This is a genomic window from Chryseobacterium sp. GM_Chr_2, from assembly GCF_026540445.1.
GTDB lineage: Bacteria > Bacteroidota > Bacteroidia > Flavobacteriales > Weeksellaceae > Chryseobacterium.
Genome location: NZ_JALNUD010000018.1, coordinates 24,567 through 37,686, shown reverse-complemented (window position 1 = coordinate 37,686; position 13,120 = coordinate 24,567). Strand labels below are relative to the sequence as shown.

Sequence of the window (13,120 nt, the reverse complement as noted above, 5' to 3'; positions counted from 1 at the left end):
TAGGTTTTCTGAGAAACATTTAGCACTTCCGCCAGATATTCCTGCGTAAAGTTTTTATGGATTCTCGCTTTTTTCAGTTTTTCACCTAACGTCATAGCTTAACAGTATTTTCATCAAAATTACATAAAATTTTCTTTTAGAAAAAAAGTACGGAAAGCAGTAATTTTTTACTTCATTATATCACTTATTTTTTCACACCTTTGTAGAGTTATAAAAAAATGATATATTTAACCCATAAAAAAACAAATGCTTATGAAGAAAAAATTATCTCTCCGACTCGTGCCGTTGATGGCTTTAGCTATCTCTCTGCAGTCCTGCAGAACCAATGAAGATCTTCTTGCGTCTAAAGAAGAAGCCTATTACTCCAACAAATTTCAGGTTTTTACTTCAGTTAATAATGAAACTGTAGACTACGCCAAAGGATTTAATATACTTTTTGAAAAGTATGATTCTATTCATGGTACTGCCTATGCCAGAACTACTTTATTGAAAAAAGAAAGTTTCAACAAAAATGATTCTGAATATGTAGAATTCAATTTACACTCTCAGACTATGCTGTTGGATGATGGGGAAAGATGGGTAATTTATCCCATGATTACCAATAGACAAGTTACCGGTCTGATGGTGGGAATCCTTAGTAAAGACGAAACAGAAGTTGAATTCCGAAAATTAGATTCGGGAACTGATTATTATAATGAAGTGATAGAAAAATTTCGTTTTGCTTTTATGAAAAGTAATTTAAATCAGAGATTGGGAAATACAGCAAGTCGTTGTGGATATGACGGGTCTGATCCCTGTGATATAGAAGAGGTCGTAATTTCTGCCCCTCCAAGACCAAAGCCAGGTGGTGGTGGCCCTAAAAGTGGCTGTACCGGACTTAACAACTGTTTTGATCCTACAGCAGGAGTTGGAGGCGGTGGGCCGGGTGGGAATACTCCGACTGTAAATCCATGTGATAAAATAAAATCAATAATTAATAATCCTAAAATGGCTGCAGGTCTAAAAGAATTAAAAGATCAATCTCTACTTCCTAAGACTAATGCAAACTATGGTGAGAAAGGTATAAAATTTAAAGCTGATGGCACACCCTCTGCAACTATTACCGGGCAGGATCACAGTGTGAATTTTGGTGACAAAACCGGATATACTGGCGGTTATCATAATCATACAGTTGCCGGAATACCGATGCTATCTCCTCCAGATATAGACCAATTATTAGGGTTTGCAAGAGCACAGGGAAATTACGGAGATCCTAGTAAGACTTATATGGGAATGGTTGCACCAAATGGCATACATTATGTTATTTGGTTTAGTGGAAGTTATAATGATGCATTAGTAACATATACAGACGAAACATTAAAACCATTCAAAGATAGATACCAAACAAGATATGGAACAATAAATTCTGAAGGTACTGTAAGTAATGAAGCAATTGAAAACTTCTTTTTGAAAACCCTTAAGGATATGGGATTAGAAGGAAAAGTTAATTTACAAAGAATAGAAAGCAATGGTACTGTAAAAAATATAATCAAAAATAGTGATGGAATAGCAACATCCATTCCTTGTTAAAAAAAACAAAAAAAAAATGAAAAAAATAATATACATAATCGCTATAATTATTTCGGTCTTTTACAAGGCACAGCAAGTTTATCCATTGAATACAGACTTTGATAATGTTCCCCCAAATTCGTATTTAAAAGATATAAATAATGAACTAAATCCTTTTTCAGGAACATATAAAGCTAATTATCAAGGTAAAGAAATTACTTTATTTATTACTATGGAAACAATGAAGTTTCTTCAATCACTAAATGTTTATCAGGATATTTTATCTGTAAAATATATTATTAAAAATCAGAACGGAGTAGTTTTGCAAGACACTCAAAATATGAACTTCCAATTAAATCAGCTGAAACATACTATTTTTAGTCACGGTACATATCCAAATAAAAATGTTGCGTGGTTTAATTACGGAGGAACCAATTGTGGCGTTGGTTGGGGCGCAATTGAATTAAAAAAACTTAATGCCACCCAAATATCCTGGGAATATCGTCCTAATGACATTATTCTAGACAGTGCTAGATGTCCTCAAGGGGCAGATATTAATATTTATCTTCCCGAAACAAAAGATTTAATATTTACAAAGCAATAATAAAAAAGCCTCTGAAAAGGGGCTTTTTCAAATGATGAAAAATGAAAACATTTATATTATCATTCTTTATGACTGGTATCATATATTCTAACTGTAAGAGCCAGACAATTGCACTCAATACTCCTTTGCTCGAAATTCCTCCAAATGCCTATAAAAAAGATTTAAATAATGAATTAGACTCTTATACCGGTATTTACACAGCGAGCTTTCAGAGTAAGGAAATCACTCTCTACATAACTAAAATTGAACATGTATTACAAAAAAGCTCTCGAAAAAATTATTATTCAGATATATTAGATATTAAATATATTATCAAAAATGTAAATGGTTCAGTTCTTCAGGATACAAAAAATGATATTAATTCTAAAATAAAATTTTTTAGTATTCAAACACGACCAACTTTAAATACAATTATTTTTTTCTATAGCGGAACAAATTGCAATGTAGGCTGGGGAGACATCTTTTTAAAAAAAATAAGTCCAACACAAATATCATGGGAGTATCACCCTGATGATATTATTCTTGATGAAAGTAGATGTCCTCAAGGGGCAGATATTAATATTTATCTTCCCGAAACAAAGGATTTAATTTTTACTAAACAATAAAGTCAAAAACCTCCAATCGGAGGTTTTTAAAATTACAAAGTATGAAAAAAATATTATTTCTTTTAATTCTCCTGTCCACTTATTATAATGCTCAAGTCATAAAAGATTCAATTTTAGGAAAACCTAAATTTGTAAAAGAATATGTTATTTTCTTAAATGATTCCGGACCTTTTACTTTTATGAGAGGAGATAATGAATATGGTCATTCTATAAGAATGGTTCCTAAAATTCTAAGAGAAAGCATGAGAGATACATGGTTTGAAACCGATTTTTGCAGATATATCAATAATGAAACTTATTATGATAAAAACCGAAATGTTACAAAGGAAATATGGTATTATAAATCAGGAGAAATTGTTGATGACTATGATTATACTTATGATAATCTAAATAGATTAGCTACAGAAAGATCTAAGAATGATCGTTCAGAAGACAATTATCGTTTTTTTTATGATAAAAATAGTAAAGTTCTAAAGTTTAGAGAAATTTACTCTAAATGGAAAGATGAGCCTATGAAGAAATATATTCATAATATAGAAAGTAATAAACCTTTATTTGTTTCAAAATTTGATACGATTACTCGAACCGACAGTATTTTTGCTATAACCGATTTTGTGTGGAAAAAGGTAGGAGAAAATTCTTTTCAAGAGGGAAATGATTCAATTTTTCGAAAAAAACTCAGCAGGGTTAATTTTTATGACAACGAATTCCAAATTAAAGAATCAAAGTTTTTTGATTATAAACTTGACTATTATAACAAAAAGCTTTTTCAAAGTGGATACACAAAATACGAATACGATTTATTAGGTAGAATTAAAAAAGAAACACAAATAAAAGATGACAAATACCATTACTTTATACCCGAAAAAAATGGAAAGTATAGAGAGGAAATAAAAGATGGAGGTTATGCAAGTATATCATCTACAGATTATGAACATTATAATGATGGTAATCTTAAAACAAGAACACATTTTTATCAAGGAAATATCTCAAATCAAATCCAGTTTGTATATAAAAATAATCATATAGAAAAACTTATTTATTTAGATACTTGGGGTAAAACTAAAGATGATTTAAAACCGACAGAAGTTATATTCAAATATAAATTCGACAAACAAAAAAACTGGACAGAAGTTGTAAAAAATGTCAACGGAAAAGATTTATATAAATGGGTAAGACAAATTGAATACTACTAAACCAAAAAACCTCCAATCGGAGGTTTTTATATTTAATACGCATCAAAAATATGTTTCATAATCGCCTTATCCTTATCCGTTAAAGCGACATTTCTTCTTGCCATTGCTCTTTCAGCGACTTCGTAGGCTTTGTCGAGTTTAAACTTTTCATCACCTTTGAAGCCGCCCCACGAGAAATTTTCAATCAAATTGGGAGGAAAACCTTCTTTGAAAATATTAGAAGCCACACCCACAACCGTTCCTGTATTCAACTGAGTATTGATAGCTGTTTTAGAATGGTCGCCCATAATTAATCCCGCAAATTGAAGTCCGGTATCTTCAAAAGCCTTTGTTCTATAATTCCAAAGTTTTACGTGACCGTAATTATTCTTCATGTTGGATGAATTAGAATCAGCTCCGAAATTACACCATTCCCCAATCACAGAATTTCCGATGAAACCATCATGCCCTTTACTCGAATATCCGAAAATAATAATGTTATTCACCTCCCCTCCTACTTTACATTGCGGACCAATAGTTGTTGCACCATAGATTTTTGAACCTAAATTAAATTTCGATTCCTCACCCAAAGCAATCGGACCGCGAAGATGACAACCTTCCATCACTTCCGCATTTTTTCCGATGTATATTTTTCCTGTTTTGGTATTTAAGGTAGAAAATTCTACTTGAGCGCCTTCCTCGATAAACAGGTCTTTTTGATTTCCTAAAAATCCGTTGGTAGAAGAAAGTTCTTGTGAAATTCTATCTTTAGTCAGCAATTCAAAATCAAAATCGATTGCTTCTTTATTATGTGTAAAAAGATCGGTTGGCTTTTTAAAGAAAATCAAATCTTCCTTGATATCCGTCATTTTTTCGATCTGATTCAGAGAAAATCCATCCATATTAATTTTTGCAGCCACCAATTCATCTTCATAAACCAATGCTTCACCCTGCTTCAAGTCTTTTATTTGCTGAATAACTGTTTCTGTAGGTAAAAAGTTCGTCACCAGAAAAAGGCTTTCCTTTTTTTCAGGTTCTGCAAATTTATCCTGCAAATAGGTTTCGGTGAAAAAAGAAATTTCCGTATTATCTAAAATTTTCTGCCATCTTTCGGAGAACGTAAGAATTCCACAACGCATTTCTGCAACGGGGCGTGTAAAAGTAAGCGGAAGAAAATCTTCCCAATATTGTGCATCTGAAAATACTAATTGCATCGTTCAGTTTTATGTTTTAAGTTTAAAATTCAAAGTTTAAACAAAAATACAAATAAAATTTTCCTCAATTAGTTTAAATAAAGAACAATATCGAAACTTAAAATCAAATTAATTTAAAAAACGACCTCCTTAATTGAAGCGCATAAAAAAAGTCTTCCGAAAATCGAAAGACTTTTAATATTTTGAATATCAAAAAATTACTTAGCGAATTTTTTGTATTTGTTCATGAACTTATCAACTCTACCTGCAGTGTCAACTAATTTAGTTTTTCCTGTGTAGAAAGGGTGAGAAGTTGAAGAGATTTCCATTTTGATCAATGGGTACTCAGTTCCTTCAAACTCGATAGTGTCTTTTGTGTCTGCAGTAGACTTACATAAAAATACCTCGTCGTTACTCATATCTTTGAAAACAACAAGTCTATAATTTTCTGGGTGAATTCCGTTTTTCATAATACAATTTTAAAAATTAAAGTTTGCTTTCGAAATAGTAATGGTATTTCTTCTGCTAAATTTTAGGTTGCAAAAATACAATATTTTTTTAAAATTGCAAATAACCAATCAATAATTTTTTCTTCATAAGAAATTTGAAGTATTTTCGTTACATTTGAAATCTATTTAAACTTTAATTTCGATGAAATTCAAATTATTACTGGCTTTTTCTTTCTGGATGCTTCTTATGGCTGTATCCTGTAATAAGGATGACATTAGTTTTGATCAGCCTTCGCAGGAGCTAAGATTCTCAAGAGATACTGTTTTTTGTGACACTGTTTACCATCAGGTTCGTTCGGAAACCTATGCGGTAAAAGTTTTTAATAATGAAGATAAAGATATCATTATTCCAAGAATCAACCTTGAAAAAGGAGCGGCTTCTTTATATAAGATCAATGTAGACGGGAAACCGGGTTATGATTTTAAAGATGTGCCGTTAAGAAAAAAAGACAGTCTTTATATTTTTGTTGAAATTGCACCACAAGCAACCGGTCCGGAAGCAATTGCTGAAGATCGTGTAATTTTCACGAGTCCAGCAGGGCAACAGCATGTGACTTTATTCTCAGTGGTTCAGGATGCAGAATTTTTCATCCAAACGCCTACCAATCCGAATGTTATCAGCAATCATACCGTATGGAAGAATGATAAAGCAAAAATTATTTATGGTAATTTAACCGTGGATGAAAATATTTCTTTAGATATAGAAGAAGGAACGAAAGTATATTTCCATAAAAACAGCGGAATGAAGGTTTCTACGGGTGCTTTTTTAAATATTAATGGTACTTTGGATAAAGAAGTTATTCTTCGTGGCGACAGAAATGATCCTTATTATGATACGATTCCTAAAAACTGGAATTCTATTAAAATGGAAGCCGGTTCTAATTTAAATATGAACCATGCAAGACTTTTCGGAGGTACAAAAGGATTGGAAATGAAGCAAACCAACGCAATCATTAATAATTCTTTCATTCATACCTTCCAGGAATATGGTATTTATGCAGTGAATTCTACGGTAAATGCTAAAAACTTAGTGATGAACAATTGTGGAGAATCGTGTATCGGAATTTTCAGAGGTGGAAATCATAGCTATACCCATTCTACGATTGCCAATTATTCTAAAGTGATGAGTTCGTATAACCGAAACGGAATTTTCGCGACCAATGAATGGAAAAATGAAAGCGGACAAACCGAACAGGGTGCTTTGCAACAGCTGAATTTACTGAACAGCATCGTTTATTCTGACAGAGATAACGGAATCAACTTTGAGCAAACGCCGGGGCAGTTGTTTAATTTCTTCTTTCAGAACAGTTTAATTAAATATTCCAACACTTCGGAAGCAGGATTCCAGTTTGATAATAACCCGAGCAGCATTGTTCAGTGTTATAAAAATGAAGATCCTCAGTTTGTTAATTATTTTACGGCTAAACTGAATTTAAGAGTTAAACCAAACTCTTTTGCAAGAGGGAAAGGAAGTGCTACCATCGCAGGCACCGTTCCTACTGATATCGTGAATGTTTCAAGAACTACAAATCCTACGTTAGGAGCTTATCAATAAATGGAAATTACAAATCTGCAGCAGCAAGTTGATGAATGGATAAAAACCATTGGCGTTCGTTATTTTAATGAACTGACCAATATGGCAATGCTAACGGAAGAAGTTGGAGAAGTGGCCAGAATTATCGCCAGAAGATATGGCGAGCAAAGCGAAAAGGAAAGTGATAAAAGCAAAGATCTTGGTGAAGAATTGGCAGATGTGCTTTTCGTTACATTATGTTTAGCCAACCAAACGGGAGTCAATTTGCAGGACGCTTTCGATAAAAAAATGAAAATAAAAACTGATCGCGACAAAGATCGTCATCAGAATAATGAAAAATTGAAATAATGCCGGAAGATGGATGATGGAAGCCGGAGGTTTAACACAATACTTAAACTTCCTGCTTCCAGCCTCCGGCTTCCCAACTCAGAAGAACAATGAAGAAGCTAGAAAAATCAAAATTATTAGGAAATAAAACGGTACAAATCAGCGGTTCGAAAAGTATTTCGAATCGTTTGTTGATTTTGGAAAGTTTATTTAAAAATATACAAATCGGAAACCTGTCAAATTCTCAGGATACTCAATTGCTGAAAAAAGCATTGTCTGAGAATACAGAAACCGTAGATATTCACCACGCGGGAACGGCAATGCGTTTCCTTACGTCTTATTATTCTATTCAGGACGGAAAAACGACCATTCTTACCGGTTCTGGCAGAATGAAAGAAAGACCAATCAAAAACTTGGTAACCGCTTTACAAAATCTGGGCGTTGAAATAGAATATCTGGAAAATGAAGGTTTCCCGCCATTGAAAATCACCGGAAGAAAAATCACGCAAACGAGTGTTGATGTTCCTGCCAATATTTCGAGCCAGTTTATCACTTCGCTTCTTTTGATTGCCGGAAAACTGGAAAACGGATTAGAAATTAACTTGATTGGCGAAGTTACTTCAAGATCTTATATTGAAATGACGCTGGATATTTTAACCAAATTCGGTATTAAAAATAGCTTCATCGGAAACACGATCAAAGTAGAATCAATCAGCAACCAACAACCAACAACCAACAACTATGAAGTAGAAAGCGACTGGAGCTCTGCCTCTTACTTCTACTCTATTGCGGCTTTGGGAAGAGAAACAATTCATTTAAAAAGCTTCTATCAATCATCCACTCAGGGCGATTCTGCGATTGCTGATATTTATGAACAATTTTTCGGAATTAAAACAACCTTTAACGAAGAAAAGCATCAATTAACCCTTCAACCTGATCCTAATTTTCAGTTTCCTGAAAAAATTGTTTTGGATATGAACAACTGTCCGGATATTGCGCAAACGCTTTGTGTAACAGCAACAGCTTTAAAGATTCCATTTGAGATTTCAGGATTGGGAACATTGAGAGTAAAAGAAACCGACCGACTTTTAGCGTTATATAATGAACTGAAAAAACTGGGTGCAGAAACTGAATTTACGGATTTAACCATCAAGTCAATCAGTTTTAATGAGCCTGAAGAAAATATTATCATCAAAACGTATCAGGATCACAGAATGGCAATGAGTTTCGCTCCTTTTTGCCTGATTAAAGAATTACAGATTGAAGATGAAGATGTTGTGGAAAAATCTTATCCGATGTTCTGGGAAGATCTTTCAAGTATTTTCATTCAATAATTAAAATAAATTATCAAGGAAGTGATCTGAAGAATCAACAAAATTTTTCTTCAGATTACTTCATTCTTTTAACACCAATTTCAATGACAAAGTATTTATTATTCCTGACCTTTCTGGCTCCGGCGTCTATTTGGGCACAATATCTTTTACCTAATGAAGAAATCGTTTATTCGTTTGAAACAAAAGCGGGTAAGAAAATGGTTTTGGCAAAAGACAAGAAAAATCAATATCTGCAATATCGCTTTGGAAGCAAAAATAAAGTAGAAATGAAATATCCTGCTGAAAGGACAAAAGCAAGTTGGAAAAAATTCAAATACAGATCTTATTTCAGAGGCGGCGGCAAGCAAAATTCAGGCATGGAACTGAATTACCTGACGTTTATCAACAACGGCTATACGTATCAGTTGTACAAATCGTATTCTGCGGAAGATTCATCTTACTCAACCGGAATCACAATTTCTGATCCGAAAGGTAAAGAAATCGAAATTTCCGGAATTTACAAATCGATTAAAGGTTGTCTTTGTGATATTCCAGATATTGGATTAGTAGAAATAGAAGATACGGGAGGTTTGTAACTTTTACAATTAAACAGAATAAAAAAATGTAGTCTTTATTAATAAGGACTACATTTTTTTATTTGATTTAACTACGAAAAGCACTGAAATTTTATAACCTATTTAAATTTCTTTTTAACATTAAGAAGTTAAGATTATTTTCTTAAAGACCTTAATAAAAATCAATTTATGGATTTCTTAATCTTATTCAGCTTAAAGACCTTAAAATCTTAATGTTAAAAAAAGAATAAACAAAGTTTATTTTGATTAAGAAATTTAGAACAAGCAATAAAAAGTCTTAAAATTCAATATTTATTATTTCTGAATTCCGTATGCCTTCATTATTTTATTGAAGATGTCCGTATTTTCAAATAATCCAGTAAACTCTTTTGAATTCGGACCATACGCAAAAACACTCGAAGGAATCGAAGTATGATCGTTGGTACTGAAGTTTCCGAATATCCAACCGTTCTGCAGACTTCCGTCAAGAAGCGTTAATCCGCCCGTTTCGTGATCGCCAACGACAACTACCAAAGTTTCTTTATTATCGTCAGCAAATTTCATCGCTTTTCCGACCACATGATCGAAATCCAATAATTCGGTCACCAGTTGTCCCAGATTATTGCTGTGACCGCCGCCATCGGTTTGAGAAGCCTCGATCACCATGAAAAAACCGTTTTTATTATCTTTCAGATTGTTTAATGTAAGATCAAAAGCATCTGAAAGCCAGTTTTCTCTTCCGTCTGTAATCCTTTTTGAAGCCAATGGATCGATCACTAAGGTTCTATTTGCTATTTTATTGACAGATTTCAAATCTTTATAAAAATCAATTTTAGCATCTTTTATTTTTTGAGCATTTTCGGAGTTCAGACCGCTTGTTGGACCACCGATCAGAATCTTTGTTTTAGAACTGATAAAATCTTTTAAAATAGTTTCTGAACTATTTCTGTTGTCCGAATGAGCATAAAAATCAGCAGGAGTCGCATCCGTGATATCTCCTGTGGAAATCAATCCTGAAACCATTCCTTTTTCAGCAATAATATCAGGAATCTGTGCTAAAGCTTTTCCGGATCCGTCAACGCCTACAAAAGTATTTTTTGTTTTTACTCCTGTGGCAAAAGCCGTAGATCCTGGAGCAGAATCGGTAATATACGCGTTAGAAGAATTGGTTTTTGACAATCCGGTGGCTTTCATATTAAAGACATTCAGCTTTCCTTTATTAGCCGTAAAAGCAGCATAATATTGAGGTAAAGAAGTACCGTCCGGAATCAAAAGAATGACATTTTTCACTTTCTTAACCACTCCGTCTGTTTGGTAAGTGGGCGAATACGTTTCGTAGTTTTTTGTATTCTTATAAAAATTTTTCGGAAGGGTTGTTAAGAATTTTTTCAGATCAGGAATATGATCGGTATTGATATAATCCACACCCAGATCAATCAGATTAATCCATGCATTGGTAAAATCCGGAGCGCCGTAGAAACGGATTGCCTTTTTTTGCGCATGGGCATTATCCACCGCTTTTTTGATTGCTAAAGTTTCCTCATCTCGCGGAATACCTTTACCGTTCCATTTAATAAAATCCTGCAGATCGGCACTGAATAATCCTACTCTTTTCAACTCATCAGCCGTATATTTTTGGTTGATGTCGCCATCAAAATACAAATAATTTGGATAATTTTTAAAATCCGAAGGTTTCGGACGACCTCCCGTAATAACGATTTTAACACTTGAACTGTTAGTAATTTCAGGATATTTCTTCAATACATCCGTCAATGCAGCTAAGGTTGTTTTATAATCTTGTTTAACATCTATCAACAATTGCAGTTTTTTATTGGCATCAGGATAAACACTTCCTTTATTCAGCTTAATTTGTTTTGAAATATGATCTAAATAAAGACTTTCCAACGTTCTTTCCGCAGACAGCTCCTTTTCCGAATGTGCCACCCAAAGCTGACCTTTCACTAAAAAAACATCGGCTTCAATAGAACCGAAATCAGCATAATACGCCTCCCAAAACGGAATTTTCTGTTCGTAATCATTGTGTGAATGAGCGTTGTTTACGCTATAATTCAAATAATTCTGTGCCTGATTTTTAGAAAAAACAGCCAGAGCCAATAATGCCCAAATTTTTGCTTGCTTCATATTCTCTGTATAAAAAACCATATCACTACAGAGTTTTCAGTAGTGATACGGTGTATATTAATGCTTTATATTAAATGTTTACCAGCCTTCATTTTGCTTGATGATTCCGTGGCTGTTTACGATTTCGGCCTGCGGAACAGCCCATACATTGTGGATCGCCGGATTGAAGTTTCTCGGAGCCCAAACCTGTTGATTGCTGCTTCCGTGAAGTGCCTGTGCATAAGTAGCCTGCGCATCGCCCCAACGGACAAGATCTCTGTGTCGGTCAGACCATTCGCCTGCTAGCTCGCAACGTCTTTCATGTTTAAGATCAGCCAATGTGCAGCCATTTTTTGCAGGTAATCCGGCGCGGTTTCTGATCATATTAATTTCAATATCTGCATTTTGTCCCAGCATAATTTTAGCTTCCGCTTTTATCAGAATAACCTCAGCATAACGCATGATCGGAACCGAAAGATCGGTACAAGGATAATCCCCGTTGGCACTTACATGACCGCTGCTTAAAGGATATTTAAAGGCATCCATGTATTTGTTGAACTGATAACCCGTTAATGAATTGGTAGAAGTATAGGTTCTCTGCGTTCCGTTAAAAGTAAATGTATCTCCCAACCTCAACAAAGTAACGCTTCTTCTTTTATCATTAGTTTCAAATTCATCATACAACTCTTTTGTCGGCTGAAAATATCCCCAACCGTTATATTCTCCCCAACCTTTATTTTCCAACATTACCCCCGGAAGAATACTTCCCCAAGACGTAAATTTCGGAGTTCCCGGAATAGACCAAATATATTCTGTACTGTAATTATTTTCAGATTTAAAAACATCGGCATAGTTGGCAAGCAAAGCTCTTCCACCCTGCGTCATCACTTCATTGGCGTAATATTCTGCATTCTGATAATCTTTCATAAAAAGATAAACCTTTGCCAGCAATGCCCAGGCCGCCGCTTTATGAGGTCTTCCGTAATCTTTAGCAGGAAGCTCTTCCTGTTTTGGCAATAAATCTGCCGCCTGTTTCAAATCATTGACGATGTAATTGTAATTGGCCATCACATTCGCCGCTCTCGGAATTGGGTTGGGATCCGGCTCCTGAGTTCTGTCAATGATCGGAACGCCTGCTTTTTCATTTCCGTAATTTGAAGCCAGTTCAAAATACATTCTGCTGCTCATGAATAAAGCTTCACCCAAATATTTATTTCTAACCGCGGTTGAAGTCTGAATATTATCAATATTTCTGATCACACGGTTGGCCACACCAATCACAGAGTATCTTTTATTCCATTGTGTTTCCAGATCACCTGCTGCGATATAGTTGCTGCTGAAATTTTTAGCGTTATCGGCTTCACTTCTTGCTCTTCCCGTCACCATATCATCACTCGCATTGATGAACCAAAACAAACCTCTTCCGTAAAATTCGCTGTCGAATAACGGTTTGTACATCGCATTTGCTCCCGTAATTAGATCGTTTTCTGTTTTCCAGAAGCTGGCTTCTGTAGGCGTACCTTCCGGCTGAACATCAAGTTCGCTGGTACAAGATAAAAGCGTGGCTGCCAATCCTGTTGCTATGATTATTTTGTTGAAATATTTCATCTTTTTTT

At 34.3% G+C, this 13,120-nt stretch carries 13 protein-coding genes; 8 read left to right on the top strand and 5 right to left on the bottom strand.

Translation table 11 applies throughout. From position 1 onward, the window contains the following. Window positions 1-95, bottom strand: a 95-nt coding sequence (locus OXQ85_RS20170; RefSeq protein WP_267406874.1) for a helix-turn-helix transcriptional regulator, incomplete at its 3' end; no start/stop codon positions are given. A 193-nt stretch (window positions 96-288) separates the two neighbouring features. Here OXQ85_RS20170 and OXQ85_RS20165 point away from each other — a divergent pair. Genes OXQ85_RS20165 through OXQ85_RS20150 form a run of 4 tightly spaced genes read left to right on the top strand, consistent with a single transcriptional unit; the run spans window position 289 to window position 3,953 of the window. After that, the gene (locus tag OXQ85_RS20165) at window positions 289-1,569 is read left to right on the top strand and encodes a hypothetical protein (protein WP_267406873.1); all 1,281 of its coding nucleotides are present in this window, start codon (window positions 289-291) and stop codon (window positions 1,567-1,569) included. Window positions 1,570-1,585: 16 nt separating this feature from the next. Continuing rightward, entirely contained in the window at window positions 1,586-2,152 is a 567-nt protein-coding gene (locus OXQ85_RS20160; protein ID WP_267406871.1) for a DUF6705 family protein, read from the top strand. A gap of 41 nt (window positions 2,153-2,193) precedes the next feature. Continuing rightward, window positions 2,194-2,757: a DUF6705 family protein gene (locus OXQ85_RS20155; RefSeq protein ID WP_267406869.1), complete on the top strand. Its 564-nt coding sequence runs from the start codon at window positions 2,194-2,196 to the stop codon at window positions 2,755-2,757. Between the two features lie 41 nt (window positions 2,758-2,798). After that, on the top strand, window positions 2,799-3,953 hold the full coding sequence (locus OXQ85_RS20150; protein WP_267406867.1) for a hypothetical protein: 1,155 nt from the start codon (window positions 2,799-2,801) through the stop codon (window positions 3,951-3,953). Window positions 3,954-3,985: 32 nt separating this feature from the next. On the opposite strand, the gene OXQ85_RS20145 is transcribed toward OXQ85_RS20150, so the two are convergent. Beyond that, on the bottom strand, window positions 3,986-5,146 hold the full coding sequence (locus OXQ85_RS20145) for a GlmU family protein (protein ID WP_267406866.1): 1,161 nt from the start codon (window positions 5,144-5,146) through the stop codon (window positions 3,986-3,988). A gap of 197 nt (window positions 5,147-5,343) precedes the next feature. After that, a complete protein-coding gene (locus OXQ85_RS20140; RefSeq protein WP_034678914.1) occupies window positions 5,344-5,595 on the bottom strand; it encodes a type B 50S ribosomal protein L31 in 252 nt (83 codons plus the stop codon). Window positions 5,596-5,776: 181 nt separating this feature from the next. On the opposite strand from OXQ85_RS20140, the gene OXQ85_RS20135 reads away from it, so the two are divergent. The 4 genes from OXQ85_RS20135 (at window position 5,777) to OXQ85_RS20120 (ending at window position 9,404) form a co-directional block, all read left to right on the top strand. Then, entirely contained in the window at window positions 5,777-7,189 is a 1,413-nt protein-coding gene (locus tag OXQ85_RS20135) for a hypothetical protein (protein ID WP_267406863.1), read from the top strand. Further along, entirely contained in the window at window positions 7,190-7,516 is a 327-nt protein-coding gene (locus tag OXQ85_RS20130; RefSeq protein WP_225690424.1) for a nucleotide pyrophosphohydrolase, read from the top strand. Window positions 7,517-7,605: 89 nt separating this feature from the next. Then, window positions 7,606-8,829 (top strand): 3-phosphoshikimate 1-carboxyvinyltransferase, encoded by a 1,224-nt coding sequence (locus OXQ85_RS20125; protein WP_267406857.1) that lies wholly within the window; start codon window positions 7,606-7,608, stop codon window positions 8,827-8,829. An 83-nt stretch (window positions 8,830-8,912) separates the two neighbouring features. After that, entirely contained in the window at window positions 8,913-9,404 is a 492-nt protein-coding gene (locus OXQ85_RS20120) for a hypothetical protein (protein WP_267406856.1), read from the top strand. 294 nt (window positions 9,405-9,698) lie between these two features. Here the strand turns inward: OXQ85_RS20120 and OXQ85_RS20115 are convergent, their stop codons facing one another. Continuing rightward, complete coding sequence (locus OXQ85_RS20115) at window positions 9,699-11,525, bottom strand: alkaline phosphatase (RefSeq protein WP_267406854.1); 1,827 nt, start codon at window positions 11,523-11,525, stop codon at window positions 9,699-9,701. Between the two features lie 78 nt (window positions 11,526-11,603). Beyond that, a complete protein-coding gene (locus OXQ85_RS20110) occupies window positions 11,604-13,112 on the bottom strand; it encodes a RagB/SusD family nutrient uptake outer membrane protein (protein WP_267406853.1) in 1,509 nt (502 codons plus the stop codon). Window positions 13,113-13,120 lie beyond the last annotated feature (8 nt).

What these genes read in the sequence shown, in the direction of transcription:
- OXQ85_RS20165 (WP_267406873.1), top strand. Translation starts at nt 289, where the DNA reads ATGGCTTTAGCTATCTCTCTGCAGTCCTGCAGAACCAATGAAGATCTT.
- OXQ85_RS20150 (WP_267406867.1), top strand. Translation starts at nt 2,799, where the DNA reads ATGAAAAAAATATTATTTCTTTTAATTCTCCTGTCCACTTATTATAAT.
- OXQ85_RS20140 (WP_034678914.1), bottom strand. Translation starts at nt 5,595, where the DNA reads ATGAAAAACGGAATTCACCCAGAAAATTATAGACTTGTTGTTTTCAAA.
- OXQ85_RS20145 (WP_267406866.1), bottom strand. Translation starts at nt 5,146, where the DNA reads ATGCAATTAGTATTTTCAGATGCACAATATTGGGAAGATTTTCTTCCG.
- OXQ85_RS20115 (WP_267406854.1), bottom strand. Translation starts at nt 11,525, where the DNA reads ATGAAGCAAGCAAAAATTTGGGCATTATTGGCTCTGGCTGTTTTTTCT.
- OXQ85_RS20155 (WP_267406869.1), top strand. Translation starts at nt 2,194, where the DNA reads ATGAAAACATTTATATTATCATTCTTTATGACTGGTATCATATATTCT.
- OXQ85_RS20135 (WP_267406863.1), top strand. Translation starts at nt 5,777, where the DNA reads ATGAAATTCAAATTATTACTGGCTTTTTCTTTCTGGATGCTTCTTATG.
- OXQ85_RS20130 (WP_225690424.1), top strand. Translation starts at nt 7,190, where the DNA reads ATGGAAATTACAAATCTGCAGCAGCAAGTTGATGAATGGATAAAAACC.
- OXQ85_RS20110 (WP_267406853.1), bottom strand. Translation starts at nt 13,112, where the DNA reads ATGAAATATTTCAACAAAATAATCATAGCAACAGGATTGGCAGCCACG.
- OXQ85_RS20125 (WP_267406857.1), top strand. Translation starts at nt 7,606, where the DNA reads ATGAAGAAGCTAGAAAAATCAAAATTATTAGGAAATAAAACGGTACAA.
- OXQ85_RS20120 (WP_267406856.1), top strand. Translation starts at nt 8,913, where the DNA reads ATGACAAAGTATTTATTATTCCTGACCTTTCTGGCTCCGGCGTCTATT.
- OXQ85_RS20160 (WP_267406871.1), top strand. Translation starts at nt 1,586, where the DNA reads ATGAAAAAAATAATATACATAATCGCTATAATTATTTCGGTCTTTTAC.